16 protein-coding genes, 1 tRNA gene and 1 other RNA gene are annotated in these 13931 nt (G+C 74.5%); 8 read left to right on the top strand and 10 right to left on the bottom strand.

The window, feature by feature from the left end; all coding sequences use genetic code 11:
- Positions 1 to 90: 90 nt before the first annotated feature.
- Entirely contained in the window at positions 91 to 234 is a 144-nt protein-coding gene (locus GTW67_RS38610) for a hypothetical protein (protein WP_189230279.1), read from the bottom strand.
- A gap of 233 nt (positions 235 to 467) precedes the next feature.
- Here GTW67_RS38610 and upp point away from each other — a divergent pair, with 233 nt between their 5' ends.
- Positions 468 to 1103 carry a uracil phosphoribosyltransferase gene (gene upp / locus GTW67_RS23140; RefSeq protein ID WP_161166721.1) on the top strand — a complete coding sequence of 212 codons (636 nt, stop codon included), beginning with the start codon at positions 468 to 470 and terminating at the stop codon, positions 1101 to 1103.
- Between the two features lie 25 nt (positions 1104 to 1128).
- Here upp and GTW67_RS23135 read toward each other — a convergent pair whose 3' ends face one another.
- From GTW67_RS23135 to GTW67_RS23110, 7 genes are all read right to left on the bottom strand, one after another.
- Positions 1129 to 1746 carry a LytR C-terminal domain-containing protein gene (locus tag GTW67_RS23135; RefSeq protein ID WP_161166723.1) on the bottom strand — a complete coding sequence of 206 codons (618 nt, stop codon included), beginning with the start codon at positions 1744 to 1746 and terminating at the stop codon, positions 1129 to 1131.
- Between the two features lie 135 nt (positions 1747 to 1881).
- Entirely contained in the window at positions 1882 to 2178 is a 297-nt protein-coding gene (locus GTW67_RS23130) for a type II toxin-antitoxin system VapB family antitoxin (protein WP_003999914.1), read from the bottom strand.
- Positions 2179 to 2333: 155 nt separating this feature from the next.
- Complete coding sequence (locus GTW67_RS37085; protein WP_202437583.1) at positions 2334 to 2501, bottom strand: hypothetical protein; 168 nt, start codon at positions 2499 to 2501, stop codon at positions 2334 to 2336.
- A gap of 60 nt (positions 2502 to 2561) precedes the next feature.
- Positions 2562 to 2843, bottom strand: a complete 282-nt coding sequence (locus GTW67_RS23125; RefSeq protein ID WP_202437582.1) for a hypothetical protein — start codon at positions 2841 to 2843, stop codon at positions 2562 to 2564.
- 445 nt (positions 2844 to 3288) lie between these two features.
- Positions 3289 to 3966 carry an HdeD family acid-resistance protein gene (locus tag GTW67_RS23120; RefSeq protein WP_161166720.1) on the bottom strand — a complete coding sequence of 226 codons (678 nt, stop codon included), beginning with the start codon at positions 3964 to 3966 and terminating at the stop codon, positions 3289 to 3291.
- A gap of 481 nt (positions 3967 to 4447) precedes the next feature.
- Entirely contained in the window at positions 4448 to 5029 is a 582-nt protein-coding gene (locus GTW67_RS23115; protein ID WP_161166719.1) for an HhH-GPD-type base excision DNA repair protein, read from the bottom strand.
- A 24-nt stretch (positions 5030 to 5053) separates the two neighbouring features.
- Entirely contained in the window at positions 5054 to 5776 is a 723-nt protein-coding gene (locus tag GTW67_RS23110; RefSeq protein ID WP_161166718.1) for a siderophore-interacting protein, read from the bottom strand.
- A gap of 80 nt (positions 5777 to 5856) precedes the next feature.
- On the opposite strand from GTW67_RS23110, the gene GTW67_RS23105 reads away from it, so the two are divergent.
- The 5 genes from GTW67_RS23105 (at position 5857) to GTW67_RS23085 (ending at position 11894) form a co-directional block, all read left to right on the top strand.
- Entirely contained in the window at positions 5857 to 7926 is a 2070-nt protein-coding gene (locus tag GTW67_RS23105; RefSeq protein ID WP_161166717.1) for a penicillin acylase family protein, read from the top strand.
- Complete coding sequence (locus tag GTW67_RS23100) at positions 7919 to 8527, top strand: GNAT family N-acetyltransferase (protein ID WP_161166716.1); 609 nt, start codon at positions 7919 to 7921, stop codon at positions 8525 to 8527. The genes GTW67_RS23105 and GTW67_RS23100 overlap by 8 nt, the downstream gene beginning before the upstream one ends.
- Positions 8528 to 8532: 5 nt before the next feature.
- Positions 8533 to 9012 (top strand): cupin domain-containing protein, encoded by a 480-nt coding sequence (locus tag GTW67_RS23095; RefSeq protein ID WP_161166715.1) that lies wholly within the window; start codon positions 8533 to 8535, stop codon positions 9010 to 9012.
- Positions 9009 to 9773 (top strand): SDR family NAD(P)-dependent oxidoreductase, encoded by a 765-nt coding sequence (locus GTW67_RS23090; protein WP_161166714.1) that lies wholly within the window; start codon positions 9009 to 9011, stop codon positions 9771 to 9773. The genes GTW67_RS23095 and GTW67_RS23090 overlap by 4 nt, the downstream gene beginning before the upstream one ends.
- Before the next feature lie 159 nt (positions 9774 to 9932).
- Entirely contained in the window at positions 9933 to 11894 is a 1962-nt protein-coding gene (locus GTW67_RS23085) for a copper resistance protein CopC (protein ID WP_161166722.1), read from the top strand.
- Positions 11895 to 11913: 19 nt separating this feature from the next.
- Here the strand turns inward: GTW67_RS23085 and GTW67_RS23080 are convergent, their stop codons facing one another.
- Both GTW67_RS23080 and GTW67_RS23075 read right to left on the bottom strand, forming a co-directional pair.
- Positions 11914 to 12288 carry a hypothetical protein gene (locus GTW67_RS23080; protein WP_161166713.1) on the bottom strand — a complete coding sequence of 125 codons (375 nt, stop codon included), beginning with the start codon at positions 12286 to 12288 and terminating at the stop codon, positions 11914 to 11916.
- Positions 12289 to 12541: 253 nt separating this feature from the next.
- Positions 12542 to 12629 (bottom strand) — tRNA-Ser (locus GTW67_RS23075).
- Positions 12630 to 12702: 73 nt separating this feature from the next.
- Between GTW67_RS23075 and ffs the strand changes: the two genes are divergently transcribed.
- Together ffs and GTW67_RS23065 are read left to right on the top strand one after the other, a co-directional pair.
- Positions 12703 to 12801: signal recognition particle sRNA small type (ffs, locus tag GTW67_RS23070), an RNA gene on the top strand.
- Between the two features lie 45 nt (positions 12802 to 12846).
- The coding region (locus GTW67_RS23065; RefSeq protein WP_161166712.1) for a DNA polymerase III subunit gamma and tau at positions 12847 to 13931 on the top strand (1085 nt) is incomplete at its 3' end.

Genomic DNA, 13931 nt, shown 5'->3' with positions numbered 1-13931 from the left:
GCCACCGACGGGCTCCGGAACGGGACCCGGGCTACCGACGGGCTCTGAGAAGGCCCCGCGCCACCGACGGGCTCCGGAACATGCCCCGCGCTACCAGCGGAACGTGCGCATGCGCATCGCGTGCCGCAGCCGTGCGGCCTTGGCGCGGCGCGGCTGGACGCGGTCCCGCAGCTCCCGGGCCTCCGCGAGGTCGCGCAGGAACTGGGCCCGGCGCCGTCGGCGCTCGGACTCCACCTCCGGCCCCGCCCTGCGCTGCGTCCTCGTCCTCTGACGCGTCCCCGGCTCCTCGCTCGGGGACGACGTGTCACGAATGTCCCGGTCAGGCACAGTCTCACCACCCAGCGTCCGTCCCTTCCGCCTTCCCCCGGTCGGGCCGTTTGACTCCAGCGAGCGGGTGACGCACCTGCCGCGGGCGCTTGCCCGCCCGCGGGGAGCCGGTGGGACGGGGCCCGGTTACTGTGGGGGACATGCGTCTCCACGTCGTCGACCACCCCCTGGTCGCCCACAAGCTCACCACGCTGCGCGACCAGCGCACGGACTCCGCGACCTTCCGCCGTCTCGCCGACGAGCTGGTCACCCTCCTCGCCTACGAGGCCACGCGCGACGTGCGCACCGAACAGGTCGACATCCAGACGCCGGTCACCCGGACCACCGGCGTCAAGCTCTCCCACCCGCGCCCGCTGGTGGTGCCGATCCTGCGGGCCGGTCTCGGCATGCTCGACGGCATGGTCCGGCTGCTGCCGACCGCCGAGGTGGGCTTCCTCGGCATGGTGCGCAACGAGGAGACGCTCCAGGCCTCCACCTACGCCACCCGCATGCCGGACGACCTCTCGGGTCGCCAGGTGTACGTCCTGGACCCGATGCTGGCCACCGGCGGCACGCTGGTCGCCGCGATCCAGGAGCTGATCAGGCGCGGCGCCGACGACGTCACGGCCGTGGTGCTGCTGGCGGCCCCCGAGGGCGTCGAGGTGATGGAGCGCGAGCTGGCCGGCACCCCGGTGACGGTCGTGACGGCCTCGGTCGACGAGCGCCTCAACGACCAGGGCTACATCGTGCCGGGCCTCGGCGACGCGGGCGACCGGATGTACGGAGCGGCCGAGTAGCCGCCCGGCACATCCGTACGGCTGCTCAGCAGTCCTTCTTCTCCGCGGCGGACGTCGGCTGCGGTGCGGTCATCCTGGCCAGCGCCGCGTCGGCGTCCGCCTGCTTCGCCAGGCCCTTGAAGCCGTTGCCGATGATCAGGTCCACGGTGGCGCCCTTGCGGGCGGCGTCGGTGCGGCGCTCGGCGGCCGGGAGCTGCGTGCCGAGCACGGGCAGCGAGCCCTTCAGGGCCGCGGCGGGTCCGAGCAGCACGCCCGAGCCGTCGACCTTCTTGTCGTACTGGGCGGGCGCGTTGGTCACGTCGCCGATGCGGAAGCCGCGCTTCTTCAGCTCGTCGGCCGTCTGCTGGGCGAGACCCTTGTGGGTGGTGGCGTTCAGCACGTTGACGGTGATCTGCGCCGGCTTCGGCACGGCCACGGCGGGCGAGGCGCTCGCGCGGGCCGGTGCGGTCCGGCAGGCCGCCCCGGCACCGGCCGCCGACGCCTCGTCGCCGCCGGTGAAGACGTCGATGAGCTGCAACGTGCCCCAGCCGAGGACGCCGAGGACGGCGGCGCAGGCGACGCCGGCGAAGGCGAGCCTGCCGCGTCGCCGGGCCGGGCGCATCCGCGGGTACTTGTCCCCCGTGATCTTGTACTGGCCGCCCATGCCAGGGGGAGTCAGCATGCTCATGAGCGCAGCGTAGTGCGCGCGGGCGGCGATGCCTATTAGATGATCAGTCGGTGTTCCGCGGTTCGGTGCAATGCAACCCGAAAGGGTCAAGCCGCGGCGCCGCGGGGCCGGTCAGTCGAGTTCGAGGACGCGGGCGTGCAGCACCTGACGCTGCTGGAGCGCCGCGCGGACAGCGCGGTGGAGGCCGTCCTCCAGATACAGGTCGCCCTGCCACTTCACGACGTGCGCGAAGAGGTCGCCGTAGAACGTGGAGTCCTCGGCGAGGAGGGTTTCCAGGTCCAGCTGGCCCTTGGTCGTCACGAGCTGATCGAGGCGGACCGGGCGCGGCGCGACGTCCGCCCACTGCCGGGTGCTCTCCCGGCCGTGGTCGGGGTACGGCCGGCCGTTTCCGATGCGCTTGAAGATCACACGGAAAGCCTACCGGCCCGGGCGTCGCGGGCGCAGCCATGGCGGGGCAGTGCGGCGCCGGAAAAGACGCCGTAAACGAGGGCAAAGGGGAAGGGGGCCACGGTGGGACGTCTGTGCGGACGTCCCACCGGGCGCGGTGACCGCGGATTTCCCCGTCAGTCACGCCTCTTTTCCCGCGCGGGCGACCGCTGTTCGCACGGGACCCGCCGCGCGGCGTCGGGTTCGGCGGGGGTGCGGTGGGCGGTGTCGGGTTCGGTGGGGGTGCGGCGGGTGGCTTCGGCGCGCAGGAGGGCGCGCAGGACGGCGTAGGGGTCGTTGAGCATGGCTGTGCTCCTGGTGGCGCGTTCCGTGGGTGGGCTGGGGGACCGGTGGGGCCGGTCCGGTCAGCAGCGCAGGACCAGGGAGCGCGTGCCGCGGGGTGAGTGCGGCGGAGCGGGGTGCCTTTCGGCGCGGGTGTGCGTGGCGGTGGCGGTGAGGGTGGCGGGCAGGGCGGTCCAGTGGGGCGGTGCCGGTGGCCGGGCGATCCGGGACGGGGCCCTCGGGACGGTGTCGAGGTGGTCGTACTCGGCGCCGCCCGCCCCGCCGCTCTCGACCGCCACCACGGGAGACGCCACCGCCAGTCCCTGCGCGTGCGCGCAGGGCACGAGCAGGGCGAGCAGCAACACGAGAACCCGCCCCCAGGCACCGCGTCGCCCGGCACGGGCGGTACGTGGTGCGGGCCTCGCGCGGTCCGCGGTGCCGCGGTGCCTGGTGGCGTGGGTGGTGTGCGCCCCGGGTCGGGCGCGGTGCGTGGGGGTGGAGGACGGTGCGGGCGTCGTGCGGGGCGGGTCTCCGCCCGTGGTGCTGCGGTGGCCGGTGGCGCGAGTGGTGTGGGGTGTGGGCCGGGGGCGGTTCGTGGGGATGGGACGTGATGCCGGCGTCGTGCGTGGCGTGTCCTCGCCCGTCGTGCCGCGGTGGGCGGCGTGGGGGGCGTGTCCGGTGGGGGCCGGGACGGGGGCGGGCGAGGCGGGTGTCACGGAGGTCATGTCCCCGCTCCGCGTACGCCCTTCAGCACGTCCCGCGCGGGAACCGCTCGGTCGGCCCACGGCGGGGTGCGGCGGCGGGTGCCGTTCACACGGTGTGCGGGACCCGGCGGGCCCGGCTCCTGATCTGAAGGGACGTGACGATCTCGACCACGCCGACGACCACGAGCCACCAGCCGCCCAGCACCGTGAGGACGGCGACCGACTCGACCGGCGAGTCGATCAGGACGATGCCGGCGAGCACCGTGACGATGCCGAGGAAGATGTGCCAGCCGCGCGCGGGCATCGCAGGGTCGTGGGCGGCGGCCACGGTCTGGGTGATGCCGCGGAACAGCCAGCCGATGCCGATCCACAGCGCGAGCAGCAGGACCGACTGGAGCAGGCCGCGGAAGCAGAAGAGGCCCAGCAGGATCGACACGGCCCCGCTGATGAAGGCGAGGACCCGCAGCGAGGTCCTGCTGTGCGTGCCGAAGGCGGCCGCGAGTTGCAGGATGCCGCTGACGACGAGGTACAGGCCGAACAGCACCCCGGCGACGCGCAGGGACGCGCCCGGCCAGACCAGGACCAGCACGCCGAGGACCAGCGAGGCGATCCCGGTGAGCAGGACCGTCTGCCAGGCGGCGCGGGACAGGAGGTGCAGGGGCCCTTCGAAGGGCGGCTCGGGCTCGGGCCCGCCCGGGGGCCGGGTGTGCGTCCCGTGCCGGGCGTGAACTCCGCGGTCGTCGTACGGCGGGCCCCCGGGGGTGCCGTTCGGTGGCTCGGTCATGGTCCATGCTGAAAGCGACCGCGCCGCTCCCGCCACCCGAAGAGGTCCACCGGACTGACCCCGCGCCGCCGCCCCGGGACCCGGACCGACTCCGCCCGCCCCGGCACCAGCCTGCGGGCCCGGAGCCAAGCCGCGCGCCCCGGCGTCAGCCCCGTGGGCTCAGGACCAGGCCGCGTGCCCCAGCCTCGCGACAGCGGCGATCGATCCCGCCCCGGGGGCCCGGATCGAGTTCGCCCGCCCCGGCGCCAGCCGTGTGAGCTCGGGTCGGGCCACCCGGCCTGGCGCCAGCCCCGCGGGCGCAGGACCGGGCCGCGTGCCCTGGCCCCGGGACAGCGGTGATCGACCTCGCCCCCCAGGGGGCCCAGTCCGGGCCGCTCGTCCGGGTGCCGGCCGCGGCGAGTTCAGGGACCGGGCCGCGCGCCCTGGCGCCAGTCCCGCACGTCCAGGGCCGTCCCCTGGGGCGCGCCGAGTCGTGGGTCCGCTACTTGCCGGAGGCCTTCGCTGCCTTCATCTCCTGCTTGTGCGCCCGTACCTTCGTCAGGGACTCCGGCCCCGTGATGTCGGCGACCGAGCGGAAGGACTTGGGGGCGCCGTAGTCGCCGGCGGCCTCGCGCCAGCCCTCGGGGCGGACGTCGAGCTGCTTGCCCAGCAGGGCCAGGAAGATCTGGGCCTTCTGCTTGCCGAAGCCCGGCAGGTCCTGGAGCCGCTTCAGCAGCTCCTTACCGGTGCCGACGCCCCGCCAGACGGCCTCGGCGTCACCGTCGTAGGTCTCGACGAGGTACCGGCACAGCTGCTGGATGCGCCCCGCCATGGAGCCGGGGTAGCGGTGCACCGCGGGCTTCTCGGAGAGCAGGGCCGCGAACTGCTCGGGGTCGTACGCGGCGATGTCGTGGGCGTCCAGGTCCTCGGCGTTCATGCGGCGGGCGATGGTCGACGGGCCCTTGAACGCCCACTCCATGGGGACTTGCTGGTCCAGCAGCATGCCGACCAGCGCGGCGAGCGGGCTGCGGCCGAGGAGTTCGTCGGCCTCGGGGTCCTGGGCGAGGTGAAGAGTGACGTCCATGCCCCGATGATCGCGCGTGCGGGCTCAGGTCGCGCGCCAGTACCCCAGCGCGTTCACCCGCTGCTTGGGCACGCCCAGGTCCTTGCGGACGTACGCCGCCAGCGCCCGGGTCGTGGCCGTGTCGCAGGCGATCCAGACGTACGGCTCGGTGGTCTCGCGGAGCAGCCCGGGCAGCGCGTCCTTCACCTCGGCCACCAAGTGGGCGCCCCCGTCGCGGCGCGGGACCGTGCGGATCTCGTGCCGCGCCGGGTCGGCACGCAGCGGCAGGCCCTCGGTGTCGCCCTCGAACCAGATGGTCGCCGGGACCGTGCCCAGCGCGTCGAGGAGCGAGTTCAGCGCCGGCAGGGACGCCGCGTCGGCGACGGCGAAGAGGCGCGACGGCGCCGGGTCGGGGTGCTGGAAGCCGGTGCCCTGGACCGTCGCCTCGATGGTGTCGCCGGGCTTCGCGGCCCGCGCCCAGTCGCTGGCGCACCCCTCGTGCAGGGCGAACTCCATGCCGAAGGTGCCGGCCGCCGGGTCGGGGTCGACCAGCGTGTACGCCCGCTGGTGCGGCTTGCCCGCGTTGTCGAACCAGAGCCGCACCCACATCGTGGGGTGGACGCCGGCCGCCGCGAGCAGACCGCCGTCGGACAGGCGAAGCCGCCGGAAGTGCGGGGTGACGTCCTCGGCGTCCGTCACGGTGAACTCGAAGTCCTTGGCGCGCATCAGCTTGAGGACCGCGCCCTCCCAACCCCGCCCCTGCCCCATCGGTCGTTCACCTTTCACGTACGATTCCGCCACGAGATGACTTAGGTGAGCCTAACCTAAAGGAAAGTAGAGGCACAGGGGTGAGCGCCGAGATATACCGCGACGCCTGGGGGATTCCGCACCTGCGCGCGGACAGCGCGGACGAACTCGCCCGCGCCCAGGGCCGCGTGACCGCACGGGACAGGGCCTGGCAGCTGGAGGTCGAACGGCACCGCGCCCAGGGCACCTCGGCGTCCTTCCTCGGCCCGGAGTCCCTGCCCTGGGACCGGTTCGCGCGCCGCGCCCGGCTCGCCGACACCGCCCGCCGCTGTTTCGCGGCCCTGGCGGAACGGGACCCGGAGACGGCCGCGTGGGTGCGGGCGTACGTCGACGGCGTGAACGAGTCGCTGGAGCGGGACGACCCCGCCCCCGAGTTCGCGCGCGCCGGCCTCGCCCCCGGCCGCTGGGAGCCCTGGACGCCGCTCGCCGTCTGGCTCGGCACGCACATCCTCTTCGCCGGCTTCCCCGCCAAGCTCTGGCGCGAGCACATCGCCGGACACCTCGGCCCGGACGCCGTCGCCCTGTTCGCCACCGACGGCCCCGGCACCGCGGGCAGCAACGGCTGGCTGGTGAGTGGCGAGCGCACCGTCACCGGGCACGCGGTCATCGCCGGCGACCCGCACCGCTACATCGAGGACCCCGGCGTCTACCAGCAGATCCACCTGTCCTGCCCGGAGTTCGACGTCGTCGGCCTCGCCGTGCCCGGCGTCCCCGGCATCGCCCACTTCGGTCACACCGGCACGGTCGCGTGGGCCATCACCAACGCCATGGCCGACTACCAGGACCTCTACCGCGAACGGCTGCGCCGCACCGGCGCCGGTGTCGAGGCGCTCGGCCCGGACGGCGCCTGGCACCGCGCCGCCCGGCACACCGAGCTGATCGAGGTCGCCGGGGAGGAGCCCGTCGAGGTCGAGGTCGTCGAGACCGACCGGGGCCCGGTGATCGCCGGCGGACCCGAGGGCCTGGACGACGGCACCCCGGCCGCCCTGGCCCTGCGCCACCCGCCCCGCGTCACCGCCGAGCTGGGCTTCTCCGCCCTGCTCCCGCTGCTGCGGGCCCGCCGCGTCGCCGACGTGGACCGGGCCCTGGACGCGTGGGTGGAACCGGTCAACGTCGTGCAGGCCGCCGACACCGAGGGCGGGCTGCTGCACCGGGTCGCGGGCCGCGTGCCGCTGCGGGCCGCCGCCAACGGCCTGGGCCCGGTGCCCGCCTGGGAACCCGACCACGAGTGGAACGGCTGGCACGAGACGCCCCGCGCCGGACTCACCGCCGGCGTCGCCGTCATGGCCAACCAGCGCGGCCCGGCCGCCCCCCTCGGCGTCGAGTTCGCCCCGCCGCACCGCGCCGAGCGCATCGCCGCCCTGCTCGCCGCCAAGGACCGCTGGTCGGCCGCCGACATGCCCGCCCTCCACACCGACACCCACCTCGCCTCCGCCGCCCCGCTCCTCGACCGCCTGGCGGCCCTCGACGCCCTCACGCCCGAGGCCGCCGCCCTGCGCGACCGCCTCCTCGCCTGGGACCGCCGCATGGACGCCGGCAGCACCGACGCCGCCGCCTACGCGGCCGTGCGCGGCGCCCTCGTACGGCACCTGGCGGCACACCCGGCCCTCGCCGTGGCCGCCGTCCCGCCCGCGTACCCCGAGGTGCTCCTGCCGTGGCTCGCGCTCGTGCCGCGCGTCGCCTACGCACTCGAACACCTGCTGCGCGCCGAGAACCTGTACGGCATCGACCGCGCCGGGGCCGTCCGCGCCGCCTTGGAGGAGGTGGCCGCGCGAGAGCCCGCCGGCACCTGGGGCGACACCCACCGCCTCGCCCCCTGGCGTGCCCTGCCGGACGCCTCCCGGGAGGAACCCGGCCTGTCCGGCGACCACGACTGCGTGCTGTGCACCTCCGCCGTGCCCGGCCTCACCGACCTCGCCGCACGCGGCCCCGCCGCCCGGTACGTCTGGGACCTGGCCGACCGTCAGGACAGCCGCTGGGTGGTCCCCCACGGCGCCTCGGGCCTCCCCGGCTCGCCCCACCACCACGACCAGCAGCCCCTGTGGCTCGCCGGGGAACTCGCCCCGGTGGTCACCGACTTCGACCGGCTCGTGAAGGAGACCGATGTCTGACCCGTACCTCTCCCGCACCGCCGTCCACGAGCAGGCGCTCGACGGCTTCGGCACCGTCCGGGTCCTGCCCCTCGACCCCGCCGCGGACGCCGGGGTGATCCACGGCTGGGTCAGCGAGGAGCGGGCCGCCTTCTGGGGCATGAACGGCCTCACGCCCGATCAGGTCGCCGGGATCTACGCCCACATGGCCGGCCTCGACACCCACCACGCCTTCCTGGTGGTCAAGGACGGCGAGCCCGTCGCGCTGTTCCAGACCTACGAACCCGAGGCCGACCGGGTGAGCGAGTGCTATGCCGTCGAGCCGGGCGACATCGGCGTCCACCTGCTGCTCGCCCCCAGCGGGGCGGACGGCGCGCGGCCCGGCTGGACCGCCGCGCTGACGCGGACCCTCGTCGCGTACGTCCTGCTCGGGTTGGACCGCAAGCGGATCGTGGTCGACCCGGACGTGCGCAACGACAAGGCCGTGGCCCGCTTCCTCCGGGAGGGCTTCACCGCCGGACCGCGGGTCGTGCTGCCGGAGATCGACCTCCCGGACGTGTACCTGCCCGAGAAGAAGGCGCAACTCGCCTTCCTGCGCCGGGAGGTAGCCTTCCCGGAGTGACCCCGGTGACCCCAGAGGACCTCGTCGCGCACTACGGACTGGAGCCGATCCCGAAGGAGGGCGGCCTGTTCCGGCAGACCTGGGCCGGTCCGCTGCGCCCCGACGGACGCCCCGAGGGAACGGCGATCGTCGCCCTGCTGACCGCCCGCCCGGGCGACTTCTCCGCCCTGCACCGCCTGCCCGCCGACGAAGTCTGGCACTTCTACCTCGGCGATCCGCTGGAGCTGCTGCTCCTCGGCCCGGACGGCGGCACACGCACGGCCGTGCTCGGACCGGACGTCCTGGGCGGACAGCACGTGCAGCTCACCGTCCCCGCCGGCACCTGGATGGGCGGCAGGGTGGCGGCGGGCGGCGCGTTGGCTCTGTTCGGCTGCACGATGGCACCCGGATTCACCTACGAGGACTACGAACACGGCGACGCGGCCGTCCTCACGGAGCACTATCCGGCCGAGGCCGCGCGGATCGTGGGACTGTGCCGGCCATGACTCTCCTGGACGGACAGGTCGCCCTGGTCACGGGCGCGGGCGGCGGCATCGGCCGGGGCATCGCGCTGCGGTTCGCCGAGGAGGGCGCGGCCGTCGCGGTGCACTGCCGTACGGCGGTGGAGGCGGCGCGGGACGTGGCCGGGCGGATCCGGGAGCACGGCGGCCGGGCGGTGGTGCTGCGGGCCGACCTCACCGACGAGGACGCCTGCCGGCGCCTGGTCGAGGACGCCGCCGACTGGGGCGGCGGCCGGCTGACGGCGCTGGTCAACAACGCGGGCGTGCAGCCGGTACGGGAACTGGCCGGGATGACGGCGGCCGAGTGGCGGACGGTCGTGGACACCAACCTCACCGGCGTCTTCGCGTGCACGCAGGCCGCGGCCGCGATCATGCGGGCCCAGGACGGCGGCGGCACGGTCACCCACATCGCCTCCGTCGAGGCCGGCGCCCCCGCCCCCGGCCACGCGCACTACGGCGCCTCCAAGGCGGCGGTCGTGGCGCACGCCCGGGCGGCGGCCCTGGAGTACGGCCCGTGGGGCGTGCGGGTCAACACCGTCTCGCCCGGCCTCGTCGACCGGGACGGACTGGAGGAGGCCTGGCCGGAGGGCGTACGGCGGTGGAAGCGGGCGGCGCCCACCGGACGGCTGGGGCGCCCGGAGGACGTCGGCGACGCGTGCGTGTTCCTCGCCTCGCCGCTGGCGTCCTGGATCACGGGCCACGACCTGGTCGTGGACGGCGGGGTCACGGCACGCCCCACGTGGTGAGGACCGGCCCGGCCCCGCGCTGAGCGCGACGGCGCCCGCGTCCGTACACATCCCCGAAGCGGCGGGCCCCGGCGACGGAGATGTGACGTGAGGCGTGGCGGTACGGGTGACACGGGCGGTACGGCTCCGGGTTCCGGGTGGCGGCGGGCACGGGGGCCGGTGCTGCTGGCGGCCGTACTGGTCCTCCTCGTCCTCGGCGGCGCGGGACCGGCGTCCGCCCACGCCGCGCTCCGTTCCACCGACCCCGGCGACGGCACCGTCCTCCAGCGGGCCCCCCGTACCGTCACGCTGACCTTCACCGAGTCCGTCGGCCTGCGCGACGACTCCTTCCGCGTCCTCGACCCCGGCGGCCACCGTCTGCGCACCGAGGACGCCGGGCACGCGGACGGCCGCGCCGACACGGCCCGCGTCACCCTGCCGGGCAGGCTCGCCGAGGGCACCTACACCGTGGCCTGGCGGGTGGTGTCGGCCGACAGCCACCCCGTCTCCGGCGCCTTCACCTTCTCCGTCGGCAAGCCCTCCGCGACGACCGCCGCGATCGCCGTCGGCCCGACCGAGGACCCGCTCACCGCCACCCTCCACCGGATCGCCCGCTACCTCGCCTACCTCGCCGCCGCCCTGCTCATCGGCACCGCCGCCTTCGCCGTCCTGTGCCGCCCGCCGGACCCGGCCGCGCTGCGCCGCCCCCTGGTGACCGGGTGGTGGACGCTGCTGGCGGCCACCGTGGCGCTGCTGGCGCTGCGCGCCCCGTACGAGGCGGGAACCGGCCCCGCGACAGCCTTGGACGCCTCCGCCCTCGGCGACATCCTGACAGGCCGTCCCGGAATGCTGCTGCTGACCCGGCTGGCGCTGCTCGTCCCGGCCGCGCTCCTCCTCACCCGCGCGTCCCGCCGCCCCGTCACCACCGCGACGGGCGCCGCCCTGGCCGTCGGACTGGCCCTGACCTGGGCCGCCGCCGAGCACGCCGTCGCCGGCCCCCAGGTGCCCCTAGCGGTGACGTCGTCCGTACTCCACCTGCTGGCCACGTGCGTCTGGCTCGGCGGCCTCGTGGCCCTGCTCACCACCCTTCGCGGAGTCCCGGACGCCCCCACGGTCGCCCGCTTCTCCCGCGTCGCCCTCGCCTGCGTGACGGTCCTGGCCGTCACCGGCGTCTACCAGTCCTGGCGCGGCCTCGGCTCCTGGCCGGCGCTCACCGGAACGACGTACGGACGGCTGCTGCTCGCCAAGCTGGCGGGGGTGTGCCTGCTGCTGGCCACGGCCGCGGTCTCACGGCGCTGGACGGGGGCGCTGCTGCTGACGAGGGAGGCGGCGCGGGCCTCCGCACCGGAGAGGGAGAGGGAGCGAGCGACGGAGGCCCTAGTACCGGCGGGCACCTCACCGCTGACGGAGCCGACGCGCACCGGGTCAGTCACCGTGCCGTCAGCTGGGGCGTCAGCCGAGCTGGCCATCGTGCCGTCCGCCGGGGCGGCCACGGGTGTGTCCGCCGAGTCGGTCACGGGCCTGTCCGCCGGGGCGTCAGCCGAGTTGGCCACCGGCCCGTCCGTCAGGTCGGCCACCGGGCCGTCCGCCGAGCCAGTCACCGGGCCGGCCGCCGGGCCGCCCGCCGGGGACCCGCACGTCGACGCGCTCGCCGCGCAGCGCCGGGGCCTGCGCCGGTCCGTGCTGGCCGAGGCCGTCGTCGCGGCCGTGGTCCTGGTGCTCACGACCCTCCTCACCAGCACGCTCCCGGGCCGGGCGGCGACCGAGGCGGCGCGCACCGCACCGGCGGGCGGGGTGCTGCCCGCGTCCGTCACCACGATCCCCTTCGACCTCGGCCCCTCCGGCGGTCGCGGCACGGTCCAGATCACCCTGGACCCCGGTCGGACCGGCGACAACGCGGTGCAGGCCGTCGTCTTCGGCCCGGACGGGAGCCTGGCCGCCGTCCCCGAACTCCGCCTCTCCTTCACCCTCCCCGACCAGAAGCTCGGCCCGATCAACGCCGAACTCGTCGACCGGGGCGGCTACTGGAGCGCCAACTCCCTCACCCTCCCCCTCCCGGGCACCTGGACCATGAAGGCGACGGTCCGCGTGACGGAGGTGGACCAGGTGAGCGAGTCGAGGCGGATCCGCGTCCTGCCCTGAGCCGCGGAGCGGCCCGGCGTCAGACCACCCGCAGCCCGGCGTCGGCGGAGCGCAGCCGTTCCCGCACGGCCGCCGCCTTCTCCCTGCTGTCGCTCAGGGAGTACGCGTTCCGCAGCCCGCTCCAGGCACGCCCCAGCGCGGAGGAGCCCGCCGCGACCAGCCGGACCTCGCGGCCGTCCGCCCGGTCCGTGATGTAGATCTGCACCAGCCAGCCCCCGAGCAGCGTCTTGAGCGACGCGTAGGCCTGGAAGTCGGCGTCCCGCGCGAAGGGGTTGTCGCTCCCCGGGACGGTGCCGAACTCGACCTTCCGGGAGAGCTGGAGCGTCGAGCCGAAGATCTCCTTGATCGCCTCGACGCTGAGAGTGGTGTGCAGTTGAAGAACGTCCTCGGCCATGTCCTGTCCCGTCCCCTGGATGGTGTCTCCCGCGTGGTGTGCTCGGCAGCGTGGCACGCGGCGGGCCGGCGCAGGGGTGTTGGACGGAGAACGACCACTCGACCGCCAGAAGTCAGCCGGTTCGCGCCCGCCCATGACGACGAAGGGCACTTTTGTGACGTACGGCACGAGTAAGAGAGGGGAGAGGGCGGACAACGTCGAAGGGCCCCACCGCGAACGGTGGGGCCCTTCGACATCGTGCCCGGTGAGGCACTGGCGGAGGATACGAGATTCGAACTCGTGAGGGGTTGCCCCCAACACGCTTTCCAAGCGTGCGCCCTAGGCCTCTAGGCGAATCCTCCGCGGCAAACATTACATGACGTCGGAGAGTGCTTGCGAACTCGTTCTCGGGCCCCCGGATCGGGTAACGTGTGGCCCAGCCCCTCACGCGGCGCTATCTGACTGAACTCCCCCAGGGCCGGAAGGCAGCAAGGGTAGGTCGGCTCTGGCGGGTGCGTGGGGGGCGCTTGCGTTCCGCGGGCGGTCCGGTTGTCAGTGGGCGCCTATAACCTCGTATGCGTGTCGTCTCTCGCGCTCTACCGCCGTTACCGCCCGGAGTCCTTTGCCGAGGTCATCGGGCAGGGCCATGTCACCGACCCGTTGCAGCAGGCGCTGCGGAACAACCGGGTCAACCACGCGTACCTGTTCAGCGGTCCGCGCGGCTGTGGCAAGACGACCAGCGCGCGCATCCTGGCCCGCTGCCTGAACTGCGAGCAGGGCCCCACCCCGACGCCGTGCGGCGAGTGCCAGTCCTGCCGCGACCTGGCGAGGAACGGGCCGGGTTCGATCGACGTCATCGAGATCGACGCCGCTTCGCACGGTGGTGTGGACGACGCCCGTGACCTGCGGGAGAAGGCGTTCTTCGGGCCCGCCCACAGCCGGTACAAGATCTACATCATCGACGAGGCCCACATGGTCTCCCCGCAGGGCTTCAACGCCCTGCTGAAGGTCGTCGAGGAGCCCCCGGAGCACCTCAAGTTCATCTTCGCGACCACCGAGCCCGAGAAGGTCATCGGGACCATCCGGTCGCGCACCCATCACTACCCGTTCCGGCTCGTGCCGCCCGGCACCCTGCGCGACTATCTCGGCGAGGTGTGCGGCAAGGAGGACATCCCCGTCGAGGACGGCGTGCTGCCGCTGGTGGTGCGGGCGGGCGCCGGTTCCGTGCGTGACTCCATGTCCGTGATGGACCAGCTCCTCGCGGGCGCCGGACCCGACGGTGTGACGTATGACATGACGACCTCCCTCCTCGGCTACACGGACGGCTCGCTGCTCGACTCCGTCGTCGAGGCGTTCGCCTCGGGCGAGGGCTCGGCCGCCTTCGAGGTCGTGGACCGGGTGATCGAGGGCGGCAACGACCCGCGGCGCTTCGTCACCGACCTGCTGGAGCGGCTGCGCGACCTCGTCATCCTGGCCGCCGTGCCCGACGCCGCGGAGAAGGGGCTCATCGGCGCCCCCGCGGACGTCCTGGAGCGGATGCAGGCCCAGGCGCGGTCCTTCGGCACGGCCGAGCTGAGCCGCGCCGCCGACCTGGTCAACGAGGGGCTCACCGAGATGCGCGGCGCCCACTCGCCGCGCCTCCAGCTGGAGCTGATCTGCGCGCG

It is taken from the genome of Streptomyces sp. SID5910 (assembly GCF_009862125.1).
Classification (GTDB): Bacteria; Actinomycetota; Actinomycetes; order Streptomycetales; family Streptomycetaceae; genus Streptomyces.
Note: the sequence above shows the minus strand (reverse complement) of the source record. Positions and strands in the feature narration are given on the sequence as shown.